This window comes from Bacteroides reticulotermitis JCM 10512, from assembly GCF_000517545.1.
Lineage (GTDB): Bacteria > Bacteroidota > Bacteroidia > Bacteroidales > Bacteroidaceae > Bacteroides > Bacteroides reticulotermitis.
Genome location: NZ_BAIV01000016.1, coordinates 83,493 through 100,725, shown reverse-complemented (window position 1 = coordinate 100,725; position 17,233 = coordinate 83,493). Strand labels below are relative to the sequence as shown.

Genomic DNA, 17,233 nt, shown 5'->3' with positions numbered 1-17,233 from the left:
AGATAGGATTGTTCTATTTGTCTGATAATTAGAGGGGCACGCTTGCTTTTATATGATTGGTTGGTAACTTTGGCTTTTAAAAAGAAAGCTATGGAAGTACAAAGTGTTCCTAAGATTGGGATTTCTACCTTTTTGCATTCCAACCAATTGGCAAAGGCAGGAGTCAGAGTGATTGGTGATGATATTGTAATGCTTGATACGTTAGATGCGGTGCAAGCCTTGTGTTCTCCAAATCGTTTGGATGTTGCGGGGATTGGATTATGTCTTACCGGACATAGTCAGATTAATGTCAATTTGAGGGAATATGAATTCAGGTCAGGGAAGGTCTTAGTCGTTCTGCCGAATCAAATAATCGAAAATCGAGAGGTTAGCGAAGACTTTCATGCAGTCTTTCTTGCTGTTTCCAAGAAGGTTATGGAGTCGTTGCCCAAAATGGCGGATATACTGTCTCTCTTCTTTGTTATGAAAGATACTCCTTGTGTAGCGATTACAACTGAGGAACAACAGATGTTCCTGGAGTATTATTCTCTGATCTGGAAAAAGATGAAGGATAATGCAAACAGTTATCAGCGCGAAACTGTATTAGGAATTCTGCAAGCTTGCTTCTATGAACTTTGTAATATCTTTCGCCGCCATATTCCCGCTACCGCAGCTCAATTGGGATTAAAAAGCCGCAAAGAGTATCTCTTTGAACGCTTTTATGAAGAGTTGACACAAGCATACCAGTCAGAGCGCAGTGTGAAGTATTATGCCGATCAGCTTTGTTTAACTCCAAAACATCTCTCCGGTGTAATTAAGGAAGTTAGCGGAAAGACGGCAGGCGATTGGATTGATGAATTTGTAGTGCAGGAAGCCAAAGCATTATTAAATTCGTCGAGTATGAATATACAGGAGATAGCCAATTGCTTGAACTTCGCCAATCAGTCTTTTTTCGGGAAATACTTTAAGCACAACACAGGCATGTCTCCTAAGGAGTACCGAAAGGCCAGACTATAATCTATAAGGCTCCCGAACGCACGCGGCTTAATGTTTCCGGTGTCATCAATAGGTAAGAGGCGATATGTGCTAATGGAGCACGTTTAATCACCTCCGGGTGGCTTTTGAATAAGAAATTATACCGGTCGTGCGCATTTTCAAACCTCCATGAGTCAGCTTTGATTTGTGAAACGATCAGAGAGTATTCCAGTATCTTCCGGTAAAACATATTAATTTCACTGTTCTCCCGAGTCAGTTTCTGTACCAATTCGTAAGGGAATAGGTAAATTACGGCAGGCTCCAACGTTTCTACCATTAGGCGAGTCGGTTCCTGTTTCAAGAAACTCTCGATGCAAATCACAATACATCCTTCATAAGAAAAGTGCTCGGTGATATCTTTTCCGTTTTTATAATAGAACTGTCTAAGCATTCCTTTGCCTACAAAAACTAATTCATGGCATACCTCTCCTTCATTCAGCGCAATTTGTCCCTTAGGGATTTCCTTTCGTATTAATACGCTTTCGAGTAAGCGTCGGCCTTCAAGGCTCATTTCCGGGAAGCGTGAGTTTACAACAGCGTTTACAGTCTCTCGTAATAATGGATCCATGTTTATTCAGTTTTGTTCTATGCAAAAGTAATAAAACAGTTGACATAGATCAAGCGTGAGATCAAAAAAACTATTTTAGTTCGGACAAATTGGTTTGTAAATGCTTCTATTCTTTGAAATGAACGTTAAAGAAAAGATGATTTACGCATGACTACCTGTTTTATTACTATTTTTGCTTCCTTAATTTAATATATACGAATCGAAAATGAGTAAGATCATTCTTTTTGTTGGACTGCTGTGTTGCTTTTGTAGCTGTGTACGTGATAATGATGCCATTTATTATCCGGTGGGTAATATTGATATTGAAAGAGGGAATGCGAATCTTTCGGAAACTAGTGAAGCAACATTGATTGCCCGGAGTGCTAATCTGGACGATTATGTATTAGATACGTTGGCCGGTTATCCGGGAGATCCGACTATCGGTAAGTTGACATTTATGTTTAATTTGAAAAATCAGCAGCGTGATGTCTCAGTCGAAGGCTTTGATGGAGTAGGAGAGACTCAAATGAATATGAGTCTGGGATATAAAGATGGAGATTTTGCTGCTGAGAATCAGTTGCCGGTTTTTGCAACGGATATTGCCGGTAAATATGCGGTAAAGTTACGCCTGAAGGGAACACTCCTATTGAAAGGTGATGCTTGGATAGTTGATTATGCCTACGCTCAGTTGGCGTCTGCTTTTCATCTCTACCCACCGGCTACCCAAACGGAAGTTTTTATGTGTAAAGGAGGTTCTGCTTTCGGTACTTTCGATTCGGCTAGACGGACTTGTACATTCGATATAACTTACGAACGCTACGATTTATCGTTTAGTCAGCTTTACTTTAATTTGTTTGTAAACTTGTCCGGACAGGAAAGTGAGGAAAATATTCAGCTTCGAATAGATAAAGAATCTTATTTGGAAATATACAAGCAGCAGGAAAAATAAAAAAAGGCTGTGGTGTGACTACTAATTGTTAGACACCAGAGCATCTGAAGCTGTATAGCAGCGTTAGATAGTTATCTCGAACGTCTGGAGAAGAAGTTATCTATCCAACGTACCAGGTAGACTATAATAACTCCGGCTATGACCATAGCAATGATTCGGCTCAACATAATTTGCAGTTTTATTGTTTATATAAATCTTTGTATATCGTTGTCTCATGTAATAATTAGATGCAAAGATAATTAAACCGTATAGATCTGGATAATAATTGCACCAAATTTGTATAGCGGAATTAATTAATACTCGCTACGAATCGTATAAAGCGGGACTAAACCAAGAGTAATGGTATAAAAAAAGCAGCTACTATGATTTGTAACTGCCTGATAGCTAATTTGTAGTGAGTACGAGAATCGAACTCGTATTACATGCGTGAGAGGCATGTGTCCTAACCGTTAGACGAACCCACCGGATTCTGAAAGAGTCAAAAAGAGCTAAGTATTACACCTAGCTCTTTTCTTTTTGTTACTTTGGCGGAAGCTGGGGGATTCGAACCCCCGGTACAGTCACCCGTACGTCAGTTTAGCAAACTGGTGGTTTCAGCCACTCACCCAAACTTCCTTCAACCTGCATTTTCTCTCAAATGCGGTGCAAATATAGGGGGAACTTTTGGACTACGCAAATGTTTCAGCAATATTTTTTTGTCTGTTTAACGGAATGAATCTGTAAGGCGCTATGGCTCAAATGTTAAACGAATTATTTTTTTTGTAATCTTCTCGTTCTTTCTTCAGACTATTTAGAGGGAGCTAAAAATTGGGCATAAAAAAAGGCTATCTATCCCAGACAGCCAATCTTTTGTTAACCTTAAATCTAATACTATGAAAAACACATTGCAAAGATACGGATATGATGGATATTCGCAAATAAAATAAGGGGAAAACGCTTATCTATAACAATGTTTGACATAACTAATTGGTTTATTAACAAAAAAGAGCTATGAGAGGGTAATTTCCCTCTTGAATTTAGGCTATTCCCCTCCATCTAATAGGCGAATTCAGTTTGCAAGGGAAATACCATTCTCTACTTTTGTCTTATTGAAAGTAGAACTCTAAAAAATAATGATATGAAAACGAAAGCTTTTAAATATTTACGTTTGGCTTTGATGGCCGTGTTGTTAGTGAATCTAACATCTTGTGAAGTGGAAATACGCGATTTTTATGATCGTGATGATATTGGTAGCTCTTATTACAACCGTTCTTCTGAGTTGTGTAGCCGTACTTGGGTGAGCTTTTATTGGGATGCGAACGGTAATCGTTGTCGCCAGGAGTGGGACTTTTACATGGATCGAACCGGAGTCGATTATTTGCGGGTAGAATATCCGAATGGTGTTGTAGAGACCTTTGAACATAACTTCCGTTGGAATTGGGAAAATTACGCACAGACATCCATCCGTATGTATTACGCAGCTAATGATATCTCTTACTTTGATAATGTTTACCTGGGTGGAAATCGATTAAGCGGTTATTTGGACGGGCGGAATAATTATGTGGAATTTGAAGGAGTCAGATAATCCTGCTTTTTGCGATAGTAAAGTTTTGTATGCGGCTAAATAGTTTCTATCTTTGCACCGCATTAGCAAAAAGTACACATGGAGTGGTTATTTGAATTGTTTTTTGAACATTCTGCTTTACAAGCTGTGGTTGTCCTTTCATTGGTTTCCGCCATTGGATTAGGACTTGGTAGAATACATATTGGAGGGATCTCACTGGGGGTAACTTTTGTTTTCTTTGCCGGTATCCTGGCGGGACACTTTGGCCTCTCCATCGATCCGCAGATGTTAAACTACGCAGAGAGCTTCGGGCTAGTCATATTTGTCTATTCACTAGGCTTACAAGTGGGGCCGGGGTTCTTCAGTTCTTTCCGCAAAGGAGGAGTCACTTTGAATATGCTTGCGCTGGGAGTGGTGCTGCTAGGCACGTTGATGGCTGTGGCTTGTAGTTATACCACAGGAGTTTCCTTACCGGACATGGTGGGTATTCTTTGCGGTGCTACTACCAATACGCCTGCATTGGGAGCCGCGCAACAAACTCTGAAACAGATGGGGCTTGAGAGTAATTCACCTGCATTGGGATGTGCGGTCGCATATCCTTTAGGAGTAGTTGGCGTAATTCTTGCCGTGCTTTTCATCCGCAAGCTGCTGGTTCGCAAAGAAGACATGCAACTGAAAGAAAAAGATGATGCGAACAAACCCTATATTGCTGCCTTTCAGGTACACAATCCCGCAATTTTCAACAAAAGCATCAAAGATATTGGCCACATGAGTTATCCGAAATTTGTGATTTCTCGTTTGTGGCGTGATGGTCATGTGAGTATTCCCACTTCAGAGAAAATATTGAAAGAAGGTGACCGACTGCTGGTGGTTGCTTCTGAGAAAGATGCGTTGCCCTTAACTGTACTGTTTGGCGAACAGGAAAATACGGATTGGAATAAAGATGATATTGACTGGAATGCAATAGATAGTGAATTGATTTCACAAGGCATTGTGGTGACTCGTCCGGAATTGAATGGTAAAAAGCTCGGTTCACTTCGTTTGCGGAATAATTATGGCATCAATATCAGTCGTGTATATCGCTCAGGTGTACAGTTACTGGCCACTCCGGGTTTGATCCTGCAATTGGGAGATCGATTAACCGTTGTAGGAGAAGCAGCGGCTATTCGAAATGTTGAAAAGGTTTTAGGGAATGCTATCAAAAGCCTGAAAGAGCCCAATCTGGTAGTTGTCTTCATTGGTATTATCTTAGGTTTGGCATTAGGAAGTATTCCGTTTTCAATACCGGGAATCAGTACGCCTGTTAAATTAGGACTGGCTGGTGGACCGATCATTGTGGGTATCTTACTAGGCACATTCGGCCCCCGGATACATATGATTACCTATACTACCCGGAGTGCAAACTTGATGCTTCGCGCTTTAGGACTTTCCATGTACTTGGCTTGTTTAGGACTAGATGCAGGAGCTCATTTCTTCGAAACGGTATTTCGTCTGGAAGGCCTCCTCTGGATTTTGATGGGATTTGGCCTGACGGTAATTCCAACGACTATAGTGGGAATCATCGCATTTAAAATAATGAAAATAGATTTCGGTTCGGTGTCAGGTATGCTATGTGGAAGTATGGCAAATCCGATGGCGCTGAACTATGTAAACGATACATTGCCTGGTGATAATTCCTCGGTAGCATACGCTACGGTCTATCCGTTGAGTATGTTCTTGCGGGTGATTATTGCGCAGGTCTTACTTATGTTCCTTTTATAAATTCTGATTAACCTAATAGATATGACTGCACAAAACAACATTAGTCCTGAAAGCATAATGAGCGATCTACGCTACTTGCAGTTGCTTTCCCGTAGTTTTCCTACCATAGCCGATGCTAGTACGGAAATTATTAACCTAGAGGCTATTTTGAATCTGCCTAAGGGGACAGAACACTTTCTGACCGATATTCATGGTGAGTATGAAGCATTTCAGCATGTGTTGAAAAATGCTTCGGGATCTGTGAAGCGTAAAGTAAACGAGATATTCGGCAATACGTTGCGCGAAGTGGAGAAGAAGGAGATTTGTACGCTGATTTATTATCCTGAAGAGAAGATTCAGTTAGTCAAGTTGCGTGAGAAAGATTTGGATGATTGGTATCTGATTACACTGAATCAATTAGTGAAAGTTTGCCAGAATGTATCCTCCAAATATACCCGTTCGAAAGTACGCAAATCGTTGCCACCCGAATTCTCGTATATAATTCAGGAGTTGCTGCACGAATCATCCGTCGAGCCCAATAAGCATGCTTATATCAATGTCATTGTCAGTACGATTATATCAACCAGACGAGCAGACGATTTTATCATAGCCATGTGTAATTTGATTCAGCGTTTGACGATCGATTCCTTGCATATTGTTGGCGATATATTCGATCGAGGTCCCGGTGCTCATATTATCATGGACACTTTATGCAATTATCATAACTTCGATATTCAGTGGGGAAATCACGACATCCTTTGGATGGGAGCTGCTGCGGGTAACGACTGCTGTATTGCCAATGTGATCCGTATGTCGATGCGTTACGGTAACCTGGGAACTCTTGAAGACGGATATGGAATAAATCTGTTGCCGTTGGCGACTTTTGCCATGGATACTTACGGTGACGATCCTTGTACGATCTTTGCTCCGAAGGCCAGTTTTGCCGATGCGCATTATAATGAAAAGACCTTGCGTCTGATCACTCAAATGCATAAGGCAATTACCATTATCCAGTTTAAATTGGAGGCTGAGGTTATTGATCGCCGCCCGGAATTTGAAATGGCTAATCGTAAACTGCTGGACAAAATAGACTTTGAACGTGGGGTATTTGTATATGAAGGCAAAGAATACGCTTTGCGTGATACCTATTTCCCCACGATAGATCCTGCCGATCCGTATCGATTGACGGAGGAAGAGCAAGAACTGGTGGAGAAGATCCATTGCTCATTCATGAATAGTGAGAAGCTCAAGAAACATATGCGATGCCTATTTACCTATGGAGGTATGTATCTGGTATGTAACTCCAACCTTCTTTACCATGCTTCGGTACCTTTGAACGAAGACGGTAGCTTTAGGCGTATACGAATTTGTGGCAAAGAATATTGGGGACGGAAATTGCTTGATAAGTCCGATCAACTGATTCGGACAGCCTACTTCGATGAAGACGGGGAAGAAGATAAAGAATTCGCACTCGACTATATTTGGTACATGTGGTGCGGTCCGAATGCTCCCTTATTCGATAAAGATAAGATGGCAACCTTTGAGCGATACTTTGTAGAAGATAAAGCGTTGCATAAAGAGAAGAAAGGGCATTACTATACCTTGCGGGATCAAGAAGATATATGTGATAAGATATTAGAGGAATTCGGCATGCACGGACCACACTCGCACATCATCAACGGGCACGTACCGGTCAAGACCATTCAAGGTGAGCAACCCATGCGGGCCAATGGAAAACTGTTTGTGATAGACGGTGGTTTCTCCAAAGCCTATCAGCCGGAAACGGGTATTGCCGGATATACGTTGGTATATCATTCACATGGCATGCAGTTGGTGCAGCATGATCCTTTCCAGTCAAGACAGAAAGCCATTGAAGAAGGATTGGATATCAAGTCGACCAACTTCGTGTTGGAGTTCAACTCACAGCGAATGATGGTGAAAGATACCGATAAGGGTAGGGAACTGGTAACCCAGATTCAGGATCTGAAGAAGTTACTCGTAGCCTACCGTAACGGATTAATAAAAGAATTAAAATAAGATAACGCCTGCTTCAACGATCGCGCCTTTGTCATAAGTGCGCGATTTGTTGTAGTAGCGGCTACCGCCATAACCTCCTGTGGCGAATACGCCGAACTTATCGGTCAGCTGATATTCCAAGTTGACGCGTGCTTGTAGAGCATATAGACGTTTGGGTATTCCGTAATCTTTATTCTTGAATGTTTCGATGTGTTGGTATCCCAAATCTCCGCTTAAGGAAAGCTTTTTGCAGAGAGGGACCGACAGCCCCGCACGATAAAATACAGATGCTGAGAATTTATCGCTAAAATCCAGGTAATGCGTACCGGCTCCTATAATGGTATAGAACAACTCGTTTTTAAAGCGGGCAGCTACGTTAGTTTTTGTGGCGTTTCCACCAAATACCATCATCTGTACTCTTGTATCAGGATTCGCATTGACCAGTCCCAATTGGAGACCCTTCATTTCCGTACGGTAATAGTTTATCAGTCCGACTTGCACGCCATGTACTTTCGTGGCATAGTTACACAAACCAATCTGCATACCATTGAGCGAGTTAGCAGCGATGTTACCAATTCCAGAGATCTGAATTCCGTTGATGTTCCCTCCGGTTACATTCAGTAAGCCCGAAGCCATGACACCGTTGTACGTTGTTCCGGTAATATTGGCTAGTCCGGCTAACTGTACACCACTGACTTTATCGCCTGTAACAGTCATGAGTCCACCGACAACTACTCCGGAGGCGTTATTTCCTGTAATGGTGGTTAGTCCCGAGAGGATTACACCTCGAACATTATTGCCTGTGATGCTCACAAGCCCAGTAGCCGCAACACCGGTCGTATTGTTACCTGCAATGTTGCTGATACCCGAAAGTTGAACACCTCGCATACTACCGCTTGCCACATTAACCAGCCCGGATACCTGTACACCGTTCATGTCTCTTTGTGTTATTCCACCCAATATATTGAGACCAACTCCGTTCAGTCGGTTCATACTAGACACAACACCTAGGTTGATGTAGGTGGTTTGTGTACTGTCGAGCGGTTGTGTAGAGATACCTTTCCAAATAGAAAGATTAATACCGGCACTTTTATTCTGAGCCGGTAAACAAACGGCAGCCATAAGTATAGCTGCCGTTAATATGTTTCTTTTTATATCCATAGGAACTATAAGTTGAAGTTTACACTTATCCTTTGGCTTCCTGATACAGGAATCTCTTGATAGACTTCTTCGGCGTTTTTTCAAACTCTTCCGGATAAATCTTCATCTTCGCGATTTGGCTATATGTCGGTAGTAATGCATTCAGCGCTATCCGGTTTTCTTCCATCACACGTTCAATGTCGTCGTGAGTAAGGCCGCTTGCAAACGCCTCGTCAAAATCGGGGTATACCAAGCCTACCAGTCTTTCATTCTGCTGTACAATAATACTTTCAGCAACATAAGGCAAGTTATTCAGCTTGTCTTCAATCTCTTCCGGATAGATGTTTTGTCCGCTGCCACTGAGTAGCATGTTCTTGCTGCGTCCTTTGATTGTTACATTTCCCTGCGCATCGATTAAGGCCAGGTCACCGGTATGCAACCAACCATCTTTATCGATAACCTCTTTGGTCGCTTCTTCATTTTTATAATATCCCAGCATCACATTCGGTCCCCGGCAGACAATTTCTCCCGGTATGTTTTCCGGATCAGAAGATAATATCTTAACCTCCATACGTGGAGCGGCTGTTCCGCAAGATCCTTGTTTGAATGTAGCCCAATCTTCGTAGCAGATAATCGGTCCGCACTCAGTCATACCGTAACCTACGGTATAAGGGAACTCAATCATCTTAAGGAATTGTTCTACTTCCTGATTGAAAGCAGCTCCTCCTACAATGACCGAAGCAAAGTTTCCTCCGAATCCCTTAATTACCTCTTCGCGAACGGTTGATTTAATCTTATCATTAATAATAGGTACCTTCAACAGTAGCTTCATAGTCGGAGTTTCCAATTTGGGAAGTACGCTCTTTTTGATAATCTTTTCAATAATCAACGGTACTGCGACAATTAGTCTTGGTTTCACTTCGGCAAAGGCTTGGAAAATAATCTTGGGACTTGGCATTCGGGTCAGGAAGTAAATCTGGCAGCCCACCGCGAATTCGTATAAGAATTCAAACGCCAGTCCATACATATGCGCCATCGGGAGCATAGATACTATTTTATCTCCCGCTTGTAGTGGGAGTACTTCAAATGCGAATTTGGTGTTAGACCACAAACTGCGGTAGGGGAGCATTACCCCTTTGGAATAGCTGGTGGTTCCCGATGTGTAATTGATTACAGCAAGTTCTTCAGGGTGATCTTGGTGGTATACAATATGCTCCTTACGGAAGTTCTTCGGATATTTCTTCCCGAATAATTCATTTAGATGTTCGCGTGCATAAGTCAGACGCTCGCTTCGTGACACCAATACGGTAAAGTCATTCATCATTAGGATACCTTCAAGTAGCGGCATGGCCGATTCGTTAAGGTTTTCCCAAACCATGTCCCCCACAAAAAGAAGTTTAGCTTCGGAGTGGTTGACGATATTGTGTACATTGTCTGCTTTAAACTCGTGAAGGATCGGAACGACTACTGCACCATAAGTCAGTGTGGCAAGGAAAGTAACTCCCCAATGGGAACTGTTTCGTCCGCAAACTGCGATCTTGTCACCTTTGCGGATTCCGCTTTCTTCAAAAATGATATGTATCTTTTCAATCTTACGGGCTACGTCTTTATATTGAAGTGTAGCTCCTTTGTAGTCTGTCAGGGCATCCAGATCCCAATTGTTTTTGATACTATTCTCAATGTAAGCTATAAAACTTTGTTCCATTGTTTTTTGCACATTTGATATTAAACTGTGCAAATATAGTTATTCTGTGGAAAACTAAAAATAAAAACGGAGAATTAATAGAGTGCAACTATTAATTCTCCGTGGAGTCTTTTTATGAGTTAATTGGCTATTTGCCATATACCATTGATACATACGGCTTACACCTTCTTCTATTTCAATTTGGTGATGCCAACCTAACGCATGCAATTTGGAAGGATCGGTCAGTTTGCGCATTGTGCCATCAGGTTTGCTGCTATCGAAGGTCAACTTACCTTGGTAGCCAACTGTTTTAACAATCAACTCGGCCAGGTGGCGAATGCTGATTTCCTTTCCGGTACCAATGTTGATGTGGCAATTGCGCACTTCTTTGTCCCCTTGCTGATAAGTATCCTTAAAGTCAACATGTTCCATCACGAAGACGCTGGCGTCCGCCATCTCTTCACTCCAAAGGAATTCACGTAATGGAGTACCTGTTCCCCAGAGAGTTACTGCTGTATCGCAAATACCGTATTTATTGAGAATTGCCAAGATATCTTCTTTCGGACTGCTTCCGTCAATGCCTTCTACCGGACGGAGATTGAGGTCTTTACTTATCGCATTCCAATCCCCTTCTTTCAGGCAGTGTGCTAGATGAATTTTACGAATCATAGCCGGTAATACATGGCTGCGTTCCAAGTCGAAATTGTCATTAGGCCCGTAGAGATTGGTCGGCATCACTGCAATATAGTTTGTGCCATATTGGAGGTTGAAACTCTCGCACATTTTCAGGCCTGCTATTTTTGCGATGGCATACGGCTCATTCGTGTATTCCAACGGAGAAGTAAGTAAGGTATCCTCTTGCATTGGCTGTTGAGCGTCGCGCGGATAGATGCAGGTACTTCCCAGGAAAAGCAGCTTTTTCACCTTGTGACGAAAGCTTTCACCGATCACATTCTGTTGAATCTGCATGTTTTTGTAGATGAAGTCGGCACGATAAATGCTGTTCGCCATGATCCCTCCTACAAAGGCGGCGGCAAGGAAAACATAATCCGGCTGTTCTTCGTCGAAAAACTTGCGGACAGCAGCTCCATCCAATAAATCCAGCTCCTTGTGAGAGCGTCCCAATAGGTTGGTAAAACCTTTCTTCTCAAGGTTTTCCAGATAGCCGAACCTACCAGGCCATGATGTCCGGCTATGTATATTTTGGCATTCTTCTCCATATATTCTTAATGTTTGGTTTCAATCATGCGTTTTACCTTCTTCATGTCATGTTGAGTCATGATTTTGACTAATTCTTCAAAAGAAGTATGGCATGGGTTCCAACCAAGTAATGTTTTTGCTTTTGTGGGGTCACCCAACAACTGTTCGACCTCAGCCGGGCGGAAGTATTTAGGATCTACTTCGACTAGCGATTTTCCGGTAGCAACATCAATCCCTTTCTCATCAATACCTTCCCCTTCCCAACGAAGTTCAATGCCTGTTTCCTTAAAGGCAAGCGTAGCAAATTCACGTACCGTATGCATTTGTCCGGTAGCAATTACAAAGTCCTCCGGTGTGTCGTGTTGAAGCATGAGCCACATACATTCCACATAGTCTTTGGCATATCCCCAGTCTCGTCGAGCATCCAGATTGCCCAGATACAACTTATCTTGTTCGCCTAATGCGATGCGGGCGGCTGCCAATGTAATTTTACGAGTGACAAACGTTTCACCCCGGCGTTCGCTTTCGTGGTTGAATAAGATGCCGTTTACCGCATACATGCCGTAGCTCTCGCGATAGTTCTTTGTAATCCAGAAGCCGTATTGTTTGGCTACGCCGTATGGAGAACGAGGGTAGAAAGGAGTTGTTTCCTTTTGCGGAACCTCCTGTACCAATCCGAAGAGTTCGGAAGTAGACGCTTGGTAAATGCGGGTTTTCTTTTCCAATCCCAAGATGCGAACCGCTTCCAACATACGTAAGGTACCGATAGCATCCGCTTCGGCCGTATATTCAGGTACGTCAAACGAGACCTTTACATGGCTTTGTGCGGCTAAATTGTATATCTCGTCCGGTTGCACCTGTTGAATGATGCGGATCAATGAGCTGGAATCAGTCATATCACCGTAATGCAGGTTGATTGTACGTTTCTGTTTCATGTCGCGCACCCATTCGTCAAAATACAAATGTTCGATACGACCCGTATTGAAAGAAGAAGAACGGCGCATGATGCCATGTACTTCGTAACCTTTTTGCAATAAAAGTTCGGCCAAATAAGAACCGTCTTGTCCGGTAATGCCTGATATGAGGGCCTTTTTCATATGTTATAGTCTTTAGTTGAAATATGCGTGCAAATGTCGCTAATTATTGTCGTATATGCAAACTGAACCGGGGTTATTTTCTGATTGATCGAAGGTAAGGGAAGGGTAATAAAAGGCCCTTCTATTCCATTTGCTGTGAACAATTGCCCTGTTTTTGTGTTAGTAATTTAATAAAGAACATAACAGAAAATTATAAAAAAATGGCAAATCAGAATAAAACGCATATCGGCTTGATCGGTTTGGCGGTGATGGGCGAGAATCTCGCTTTGAACATGGAGAGTAAAGGATGGAATGTATCGGTATACAATCGTACAGTTCCCGGAGTAGAAGAAGGTGTTGTCGAACGATTCATTAACGGACGAGCCAAAGGGAAAAACTTGCATGGTTTTACCGACCTGAAAGCTTTTGTTGAATCAATTGCCGCTCCTCGTAAAATCATGATGATGGTTCGTGCCGGAAGTCCGGTTGACGAGTTGATGGAACAACTTTTCCCCCTATTATCTCCCGGTGATATTTTAATCGACGGTGGTAACTCAAACTATGAAGATACCAACCGACGAGTGGTACTCGCCGAGTCCAAAGGCTTCCTTTTTGTAGGTAGCGGTGTGTCGGGCGGTGAAGAAGGTGCATTGAATGGTGCCTCTATCATGCCCGGTGGTTCTGTGAAAGCTTGGCCCGAAGTTAAGCCGATTCTACAAAGTATTGCAGCGAAAGCTCCCGATGGAACGCCTTGCTGTGAGTGGGTTGGTCCCGCCGGCTCCGGACACTTTGTGAAGATGATCCACAACGGAATCGAATATGGAGATATGCAGCTGATAGCTGAGGCTTATTGGGTGATGAAGAATCTCATGAATTTGTCTAACGACGAAATGGCGAATGTCTTTGACGGTTGGAACGAGGGGAAACTCCGTAGCTATTTGATTGAGATTACAACTAATATATTACGACATAAAGATAAATCTGGTGATTATCTGATTGATAAGATACTCGATGCTGCCGGACAAAAAGGAACCGGTAAATGGTCGGTTATTAATGCCATGGAGCTTGGAATGCCACTGGGACTTATTGCTACGGCCGTATTCGAACGCAGTTTGTCGGCCCAAAAAGGTCTTCGTGTTTCTGCCGCTTCCCAGCTTATTCCACAACATGCGTCTGTTACTTTGGACAAAAACGAATGGATTGACCGCATCTTTTCTGCGTTGTACGCTTCCAAACTGGTTTCGTATGCTCAGGGATTCGCTGTCTTGCAACGTGCGTCCGACACATTCGGCTGGCAACTGAACTTAGCTTCCGTTGCTCGTCTGTGGCGCGGAGGATGTATCATTCGAAGTGTGTTCTTAAATGATATAGCCGATGCTTTTGAAGCAGCCGACAAACCGGAACATTTACTTCTTGCTCCTTACTTCTGCAAAGAGATGCAAACGTTACTTCCCGGTTGGAAAGCATTGGTTGCTCAAGCTATGACGGCCGAATTGCCAGTTCCGGCCTTCTCCTCGGCCTTGAACTATTTCTATTCGCTGGCTTCATCAGACTTGCCGGCTAACCTGGTACAAGCGCAACGTGACTATTTCGGTGCACATACCTTTGAACGGAAAGATACCGCTCGTGGACAATTCTTCCATGAAAATTGGACCGGACACGGAGGTGATACCCAATCGGCACATACAATGTGTGAGAATAGTTACTAGTAAGAATAAGATTTTGAGACGACTTTCAGCAGACGCCTCGTTGAAAAGAAAAGATTATGAATAATTTTGCAATGATTATTTTGGGTGCTTCGGGCGATTTGACTAAGCGCAAATTGATGCCGGCCTTATATTCTTTACACAAGGATGGAAGACTTACCGGAGGGTATTCAATCTTAGGTATCGGACGTACGCCGTATTCTGACGAAGATTACCGTTCGTATATATTGGCGGAATTACGGCAATTTGTGAAAAGTGAGGAGCAGAGTGAAGAATTGATGTCGTCATTCGTTTCCCACCTATATTATTTGTCGATGGACCCTGCCGAAGCAGAAGGATATGCGTTAATGCGTCAACGGTTGGTTGACCTGACGGGTGATGAGCAGCCCGACAATCTGCTGTTCTATTTGGCTACTCCTCCCTCGTTGTATGGGGTAGTGCCGTTGCATTTGAAGAAGGCAAAACTGAATAGCCCTCATTCGCGTATCATCGTTGAGAAGCCTTTTGGGTATGATTTGAAATCAGCTCAGGAGCTGAATAAAATATATGTTTCTGTTTTTGCCGAGCATCAGATTTATCGCATCGACCACTTTCTGGGTAAAGAAACCGTGCAGAATGTATTGGCATTTCGCTTTGCGAACGGCATTTTCGAACCGCTCTGGAATCGGAACTACATTGATTATGTAGAAGTGACTGCTGTTGAGAATCTGGGTATCGAACAGCGTGGCGGCTTTTATGAAAATGCCGGTGCTTTGCGCGATATGGTGCAGAACCACTTGATTCAGTTAGTAGCCTTAACGGCTATGGAACCTCCTGCTGTGTTCAATGCCGATACTTTCCGCAACGAAGTCGCGAAAGTGTATGAATCACTGACTCCGCTGACCGAAGTCGATTTCAACGAACATATTGTGCGCGGACAGTATACCGAGTCCGGTAGTAAGAAGGGATATCGTGAAGAGAAAGGGGTAGCCCCCGATTCGCGTACGGAAACCTACATTGCCATGAAGTTGGGGATAAGCAACTGGCGTTGGAGTGGAGTTCCGTTCTATATTCGTACAGGTAAGCAGATGCCTACCAAAGTTACAGAGATCGTGGTACATTTCCGTGAGACGCCTCATCAGATGTTCCATTCTGCGGAAGGAAAGTATCCGCGTGCGAATAAGCTTATTATGCGTGTGCAACCCAATGAAGGAGTTGTGCTTAAGATCGGGATGAAAGTTCCCGGTGCCGGATTTGAAGTGAAACAAGTGATGATGGACTTCAGCTATGACCAACTTGGCGGCTTACCGGGGGGCGATGCGTATGCCCGTCTTATTGATGATTGCATTCAAGGCGATCCGACGCTGTTTACACGTAGTGATGCTGTGGAGGCCTCGTGGCGTTTCTTCGATCCGATACTTCGCTTCTGGAAGAATAATCAGGATGCGCCGCTTTATGGCTATCCGGCCGGAACTTGGGGACCGCTCGAGAGTGAAGCGATGATGCAGGAGCATGGTGCCGAATGGACTAATCCTTGTAAGAATCTAACGAATACCGATCAATATTGTGAATTATGAAACAAACAGTTTCCTCTTCGGCCATTGAAACGTCACGAGCATTGATTTTGCATATCGTGCAATTGATGAACGAAGAACCGGCAAAGATCTTTCATATAGCTTTAAGCGGAGGAGTAACCCCCGCTTTGATGTTCGACTTATGGGCGAACGAATACGTTGACATTACCCCTTGGGAGCGTATGAGATTTTATTGGGTGGATGAGCGTTGTGTTCCTCCTGAAGATTCCGACAGTAATTATGGAATGACGCGCAACTTGTTATTGGGACATGCACCGCTATCGTATGCGAACATTTTCCGGATTCAAGGGGAGAACAAACCGGCTGATGAAGCCAAACGGTATGCTGCCTTAGTTCAGGCGCAAGTACCCAATAAAAACGGTTGGCCGGAGTTTGATATTGTTCTGCTGGGAGTAGGAGATGACGGTCATACTTCTTCCATTTTTCCGGGGCAAGAAGAGTTTTTGTCCTCGAGTGAAATGTATGTTGTCAGTCGCAATCCCAATAATGGACAGCAAAGAATCGCATTGACCGGTTTACCGATTCTAAACGCTCAGCGCGTTATATTTTTGGTTACCGGTAAGAAGAAAGCCGATGTAGTGAGCAACATTTGTCATCTAGGAGATGTCGGCCCGGCAGCCTATATCGCTCATCGTGCTAGAAATGTGGAACTCTTTATTGACGAAGGAGCAGCCTCTAAACTGTAAGATAGCTTAATAACACTTGCTGATAAGATGAGTGGTGTTTATGAGTGCATCCATCGCATCGGCTGGTATTTACTTGGAATAGCCCCGGGCATTTCGTAGAAAGCCCGGGGCTATTCATTCGATTGCCGAGGGGAAGAAGACCGAATGCCCCGGGCATTTGATTCAATGCATTACTTGTTTTGGAATCCCCGAACTATTCTGATAGAACGTCTGAGTAAAGCTTAGAAGACGCAGAGCGACTGTCTTTCTTTTTATAACTTCTCTCTACAACTTCGATTCATGAACGATCATACTTTTATAAAAAAGCAATTGGAGCCAATTTCTCGAAAATATCGAGTGAAAATAGCTGGAAAAATAG

11 protein-coding genes, 2 tRNA genes and 2 pseudogenes are annotated in these 17,233 nt (G+C 43.2%); 8 read left to right on the top strand and 7 right to left on the bottom strand.

Annotated elements, in window-relative coordinates; genetic code table 11:
- Positions 1-90 precede the first annotated feature (90 nt).
- Positions 91-996: a helix-turn-helix domain-containing protein gene (locus tag JCM10512_RS11290; protein WP_044163118.1), complete on the top strand. Its 906-nt coding sequence runs from the start codon at positions 91-93 to the stop codon at positions 994-996.
- 1 nt (position 997) lies between these two features.
- On the opposite strand, the gene JCM10512_RS11285 is transcribed toward JCM10512_RS11290, so the two are convergent.
- Positions 998-1,582 carry a Crp/Fnr family transcriptional regulator gene (locus JCM10512_RS11285; protein ID WP_044163116.1) on the bottom strand — a complete coding sequence of 195 codons (585 nt, stop codon included), beginning with the start codon at positions 1,580-1,582 and terminating at the stop codon, positions 998-1,000.
- Positions 1,583-1,787: 205 nt separating this feature from the next.
- Here JCM10512_RS11285 and JCM10512_RS11280 point away from each other — a divergent pair, with 205 nt between their 5' ends.
- A complete protein-coding gene (locus JCM10512_RS11280) occupies positions 1,788-2,510 on the top strand; it encodes a DUF3845 domain-containing protein (protein WP_044163113.1) in 723 nt (240 codons plus the stop codon).
- Between the two features lie 392 nt (positions 2,511-2,902).
- Here JCM10512_RS11280 and JCM10512_RS11275 read toward each other — a convergent pair.
- Positions 2,903-2,974 (bottom strand) — tRNA-Glu (locus tag JCM10512_RS11275).
- Positions 2,975-3,035: 61 nt separating this feature from the next.
- Positions 3,036-3,125: transfer RNA gene (locus JCM10512_RS11270), tRNA-Ser, on the bottom strand.
- A 502-nt stretch (positions 3,126-3,627) separates the two neighbouring features.
- Between JCM10512_RS11270 and JCM10512_RS11265 the strand changes: the two genes are divergently transcribed.
- From JCM10512_RS11265 to JCM10512_RS11255, 3 genes are all read left to right on the top strand, one after another.
- Positions 3,628-4,074 carry a hypothetical protein gene (locus JCM10512_RS11265; protein WP_044163111.1) on the top strand — a complete coding sequence of 149 codons (447 nt, stop codon included), beginning with the start codon at positions 3,628-3,630 and terminating at the stop codon, positions 4,072-4,074.
- 78 nt (positions 4,075-4,152) lie between these two features.
- Positions 4,153-5,814, top strand: coding sequence for a putative transporter (locus JCM10512_RS11260; RefSeq protein WP_044163109.1), 1,662 nt, complete (start codon positions 4,153-4,155; stop codon positions 5,812-5,814).
- Between the two features lie 21 nt (positions 5,815-5,835).
- Entirely contained in the window at positions 5,836-7,830 is a 1,995-nt protein-coding gene (locus tag JCM10512_RS11255; protein ID WP_044163107.1) for a fructose-bisphosphatase class III, read from the top strand.
- On the opposite strand, the gene JCM10512_RS11250 is transcribed toward JCM10512_RS11255, so the two are convergent.
- The 4 genes and pseudogenes from JCM10512_RS11250 to gmd form a co-directional block, all read right to left on the bottom strand.
- Positions 7,822-8,970: an LA_2272 family surface repeat-containing protein gene (locus JCM10512_RS11250; protein ID WP_044163104.1), complete on the bottom strand. Its 1,149-nt coding sequence runs from the start codon at positions 8,968-8,970 to the stop codon at positions 7,822-7,824. The genes JCM10512_RS11255 and JCM10512_RS11250 overlap by 9 nt on opposite strands.
- A gap of 25 nt (positions 8,971-8,995) precedes the next feature.
- On the bottom strand, positions 8,996-10,654 hold the full coding sequence (locus JCM10512_RS11245; protein ID WP_044163102.1) for an AMP-binding protein: 1,659 nt from the start codon (positions 10,652-10,654) through the stop codon (positions 8,996-8,998).
- Between the two features lie 54 nt (positions 10,655-10,708).
- A pseudogene (locus tag JCM10512_RS11240) lies at positions 10,709-11,853 on the bottom strand (GDP-L-fucose synthase family protein).
- A 6-nt stretch (positions 11,854-11,859) separates the two neighbouring features.
- Entirely contained in the window at positions 11,860-12,930 is a 1,071-nt protein-coding gene (gene gmd, locus JCM10512_RS11235) for a GDP-mannose 4,6-dehydratase (protein WP_044163100.1), read from the bottom strand.
- Between the two features lie 200 nt (positions 12,931-13,130).
- Between gmd and gnd the strand changes: the two are divergent.
- The 3 genes and pseudogenes from gnd to pgl all read left to right on the top strand — a co-directional run bounded on the left by gnd (position 13,131) and on the right by pgl (position 16,875).
- Positions 13,131-14,605 (top strand): annotated as a pseudogene (gene gnd, locus JCM10512_RS11230) (decarboxylating NADP(+)-dependent phosphogluconate dehydrogenase).
- A gap of 69 nt (positions 14,606-14,674) precedes the next feature.
- The gene (gene zwf, locus JCM10512_RS11225) at positions 14,675-16,171 is read left to right on the top strand and encodes a glucose-6-phosphate dehydrogenase (protein ID WP_044163098.1); all 1,497 of its coding nucleotides are present in this window, start codon (positions 14,675-14,677) and stop codon (positions 16,169-16,171) included.
- Positions 16,168-16,875: a 6-phosphogluconolactonase gene (pgl, locus tag JCM10512_RS11220; RefSeq protein WP_044163095.1), complete on the top strand. Its 708-nt coding sequence runs from the start codon at positions 16,168-16,170 to the stop codon at positions 16,873-16,875. Before zwf ends, pgl begins: the two co-directional genes overlap by 4 nt.
- Positions 16,876-17,233 lie beyond the last annotated feature (358 nt).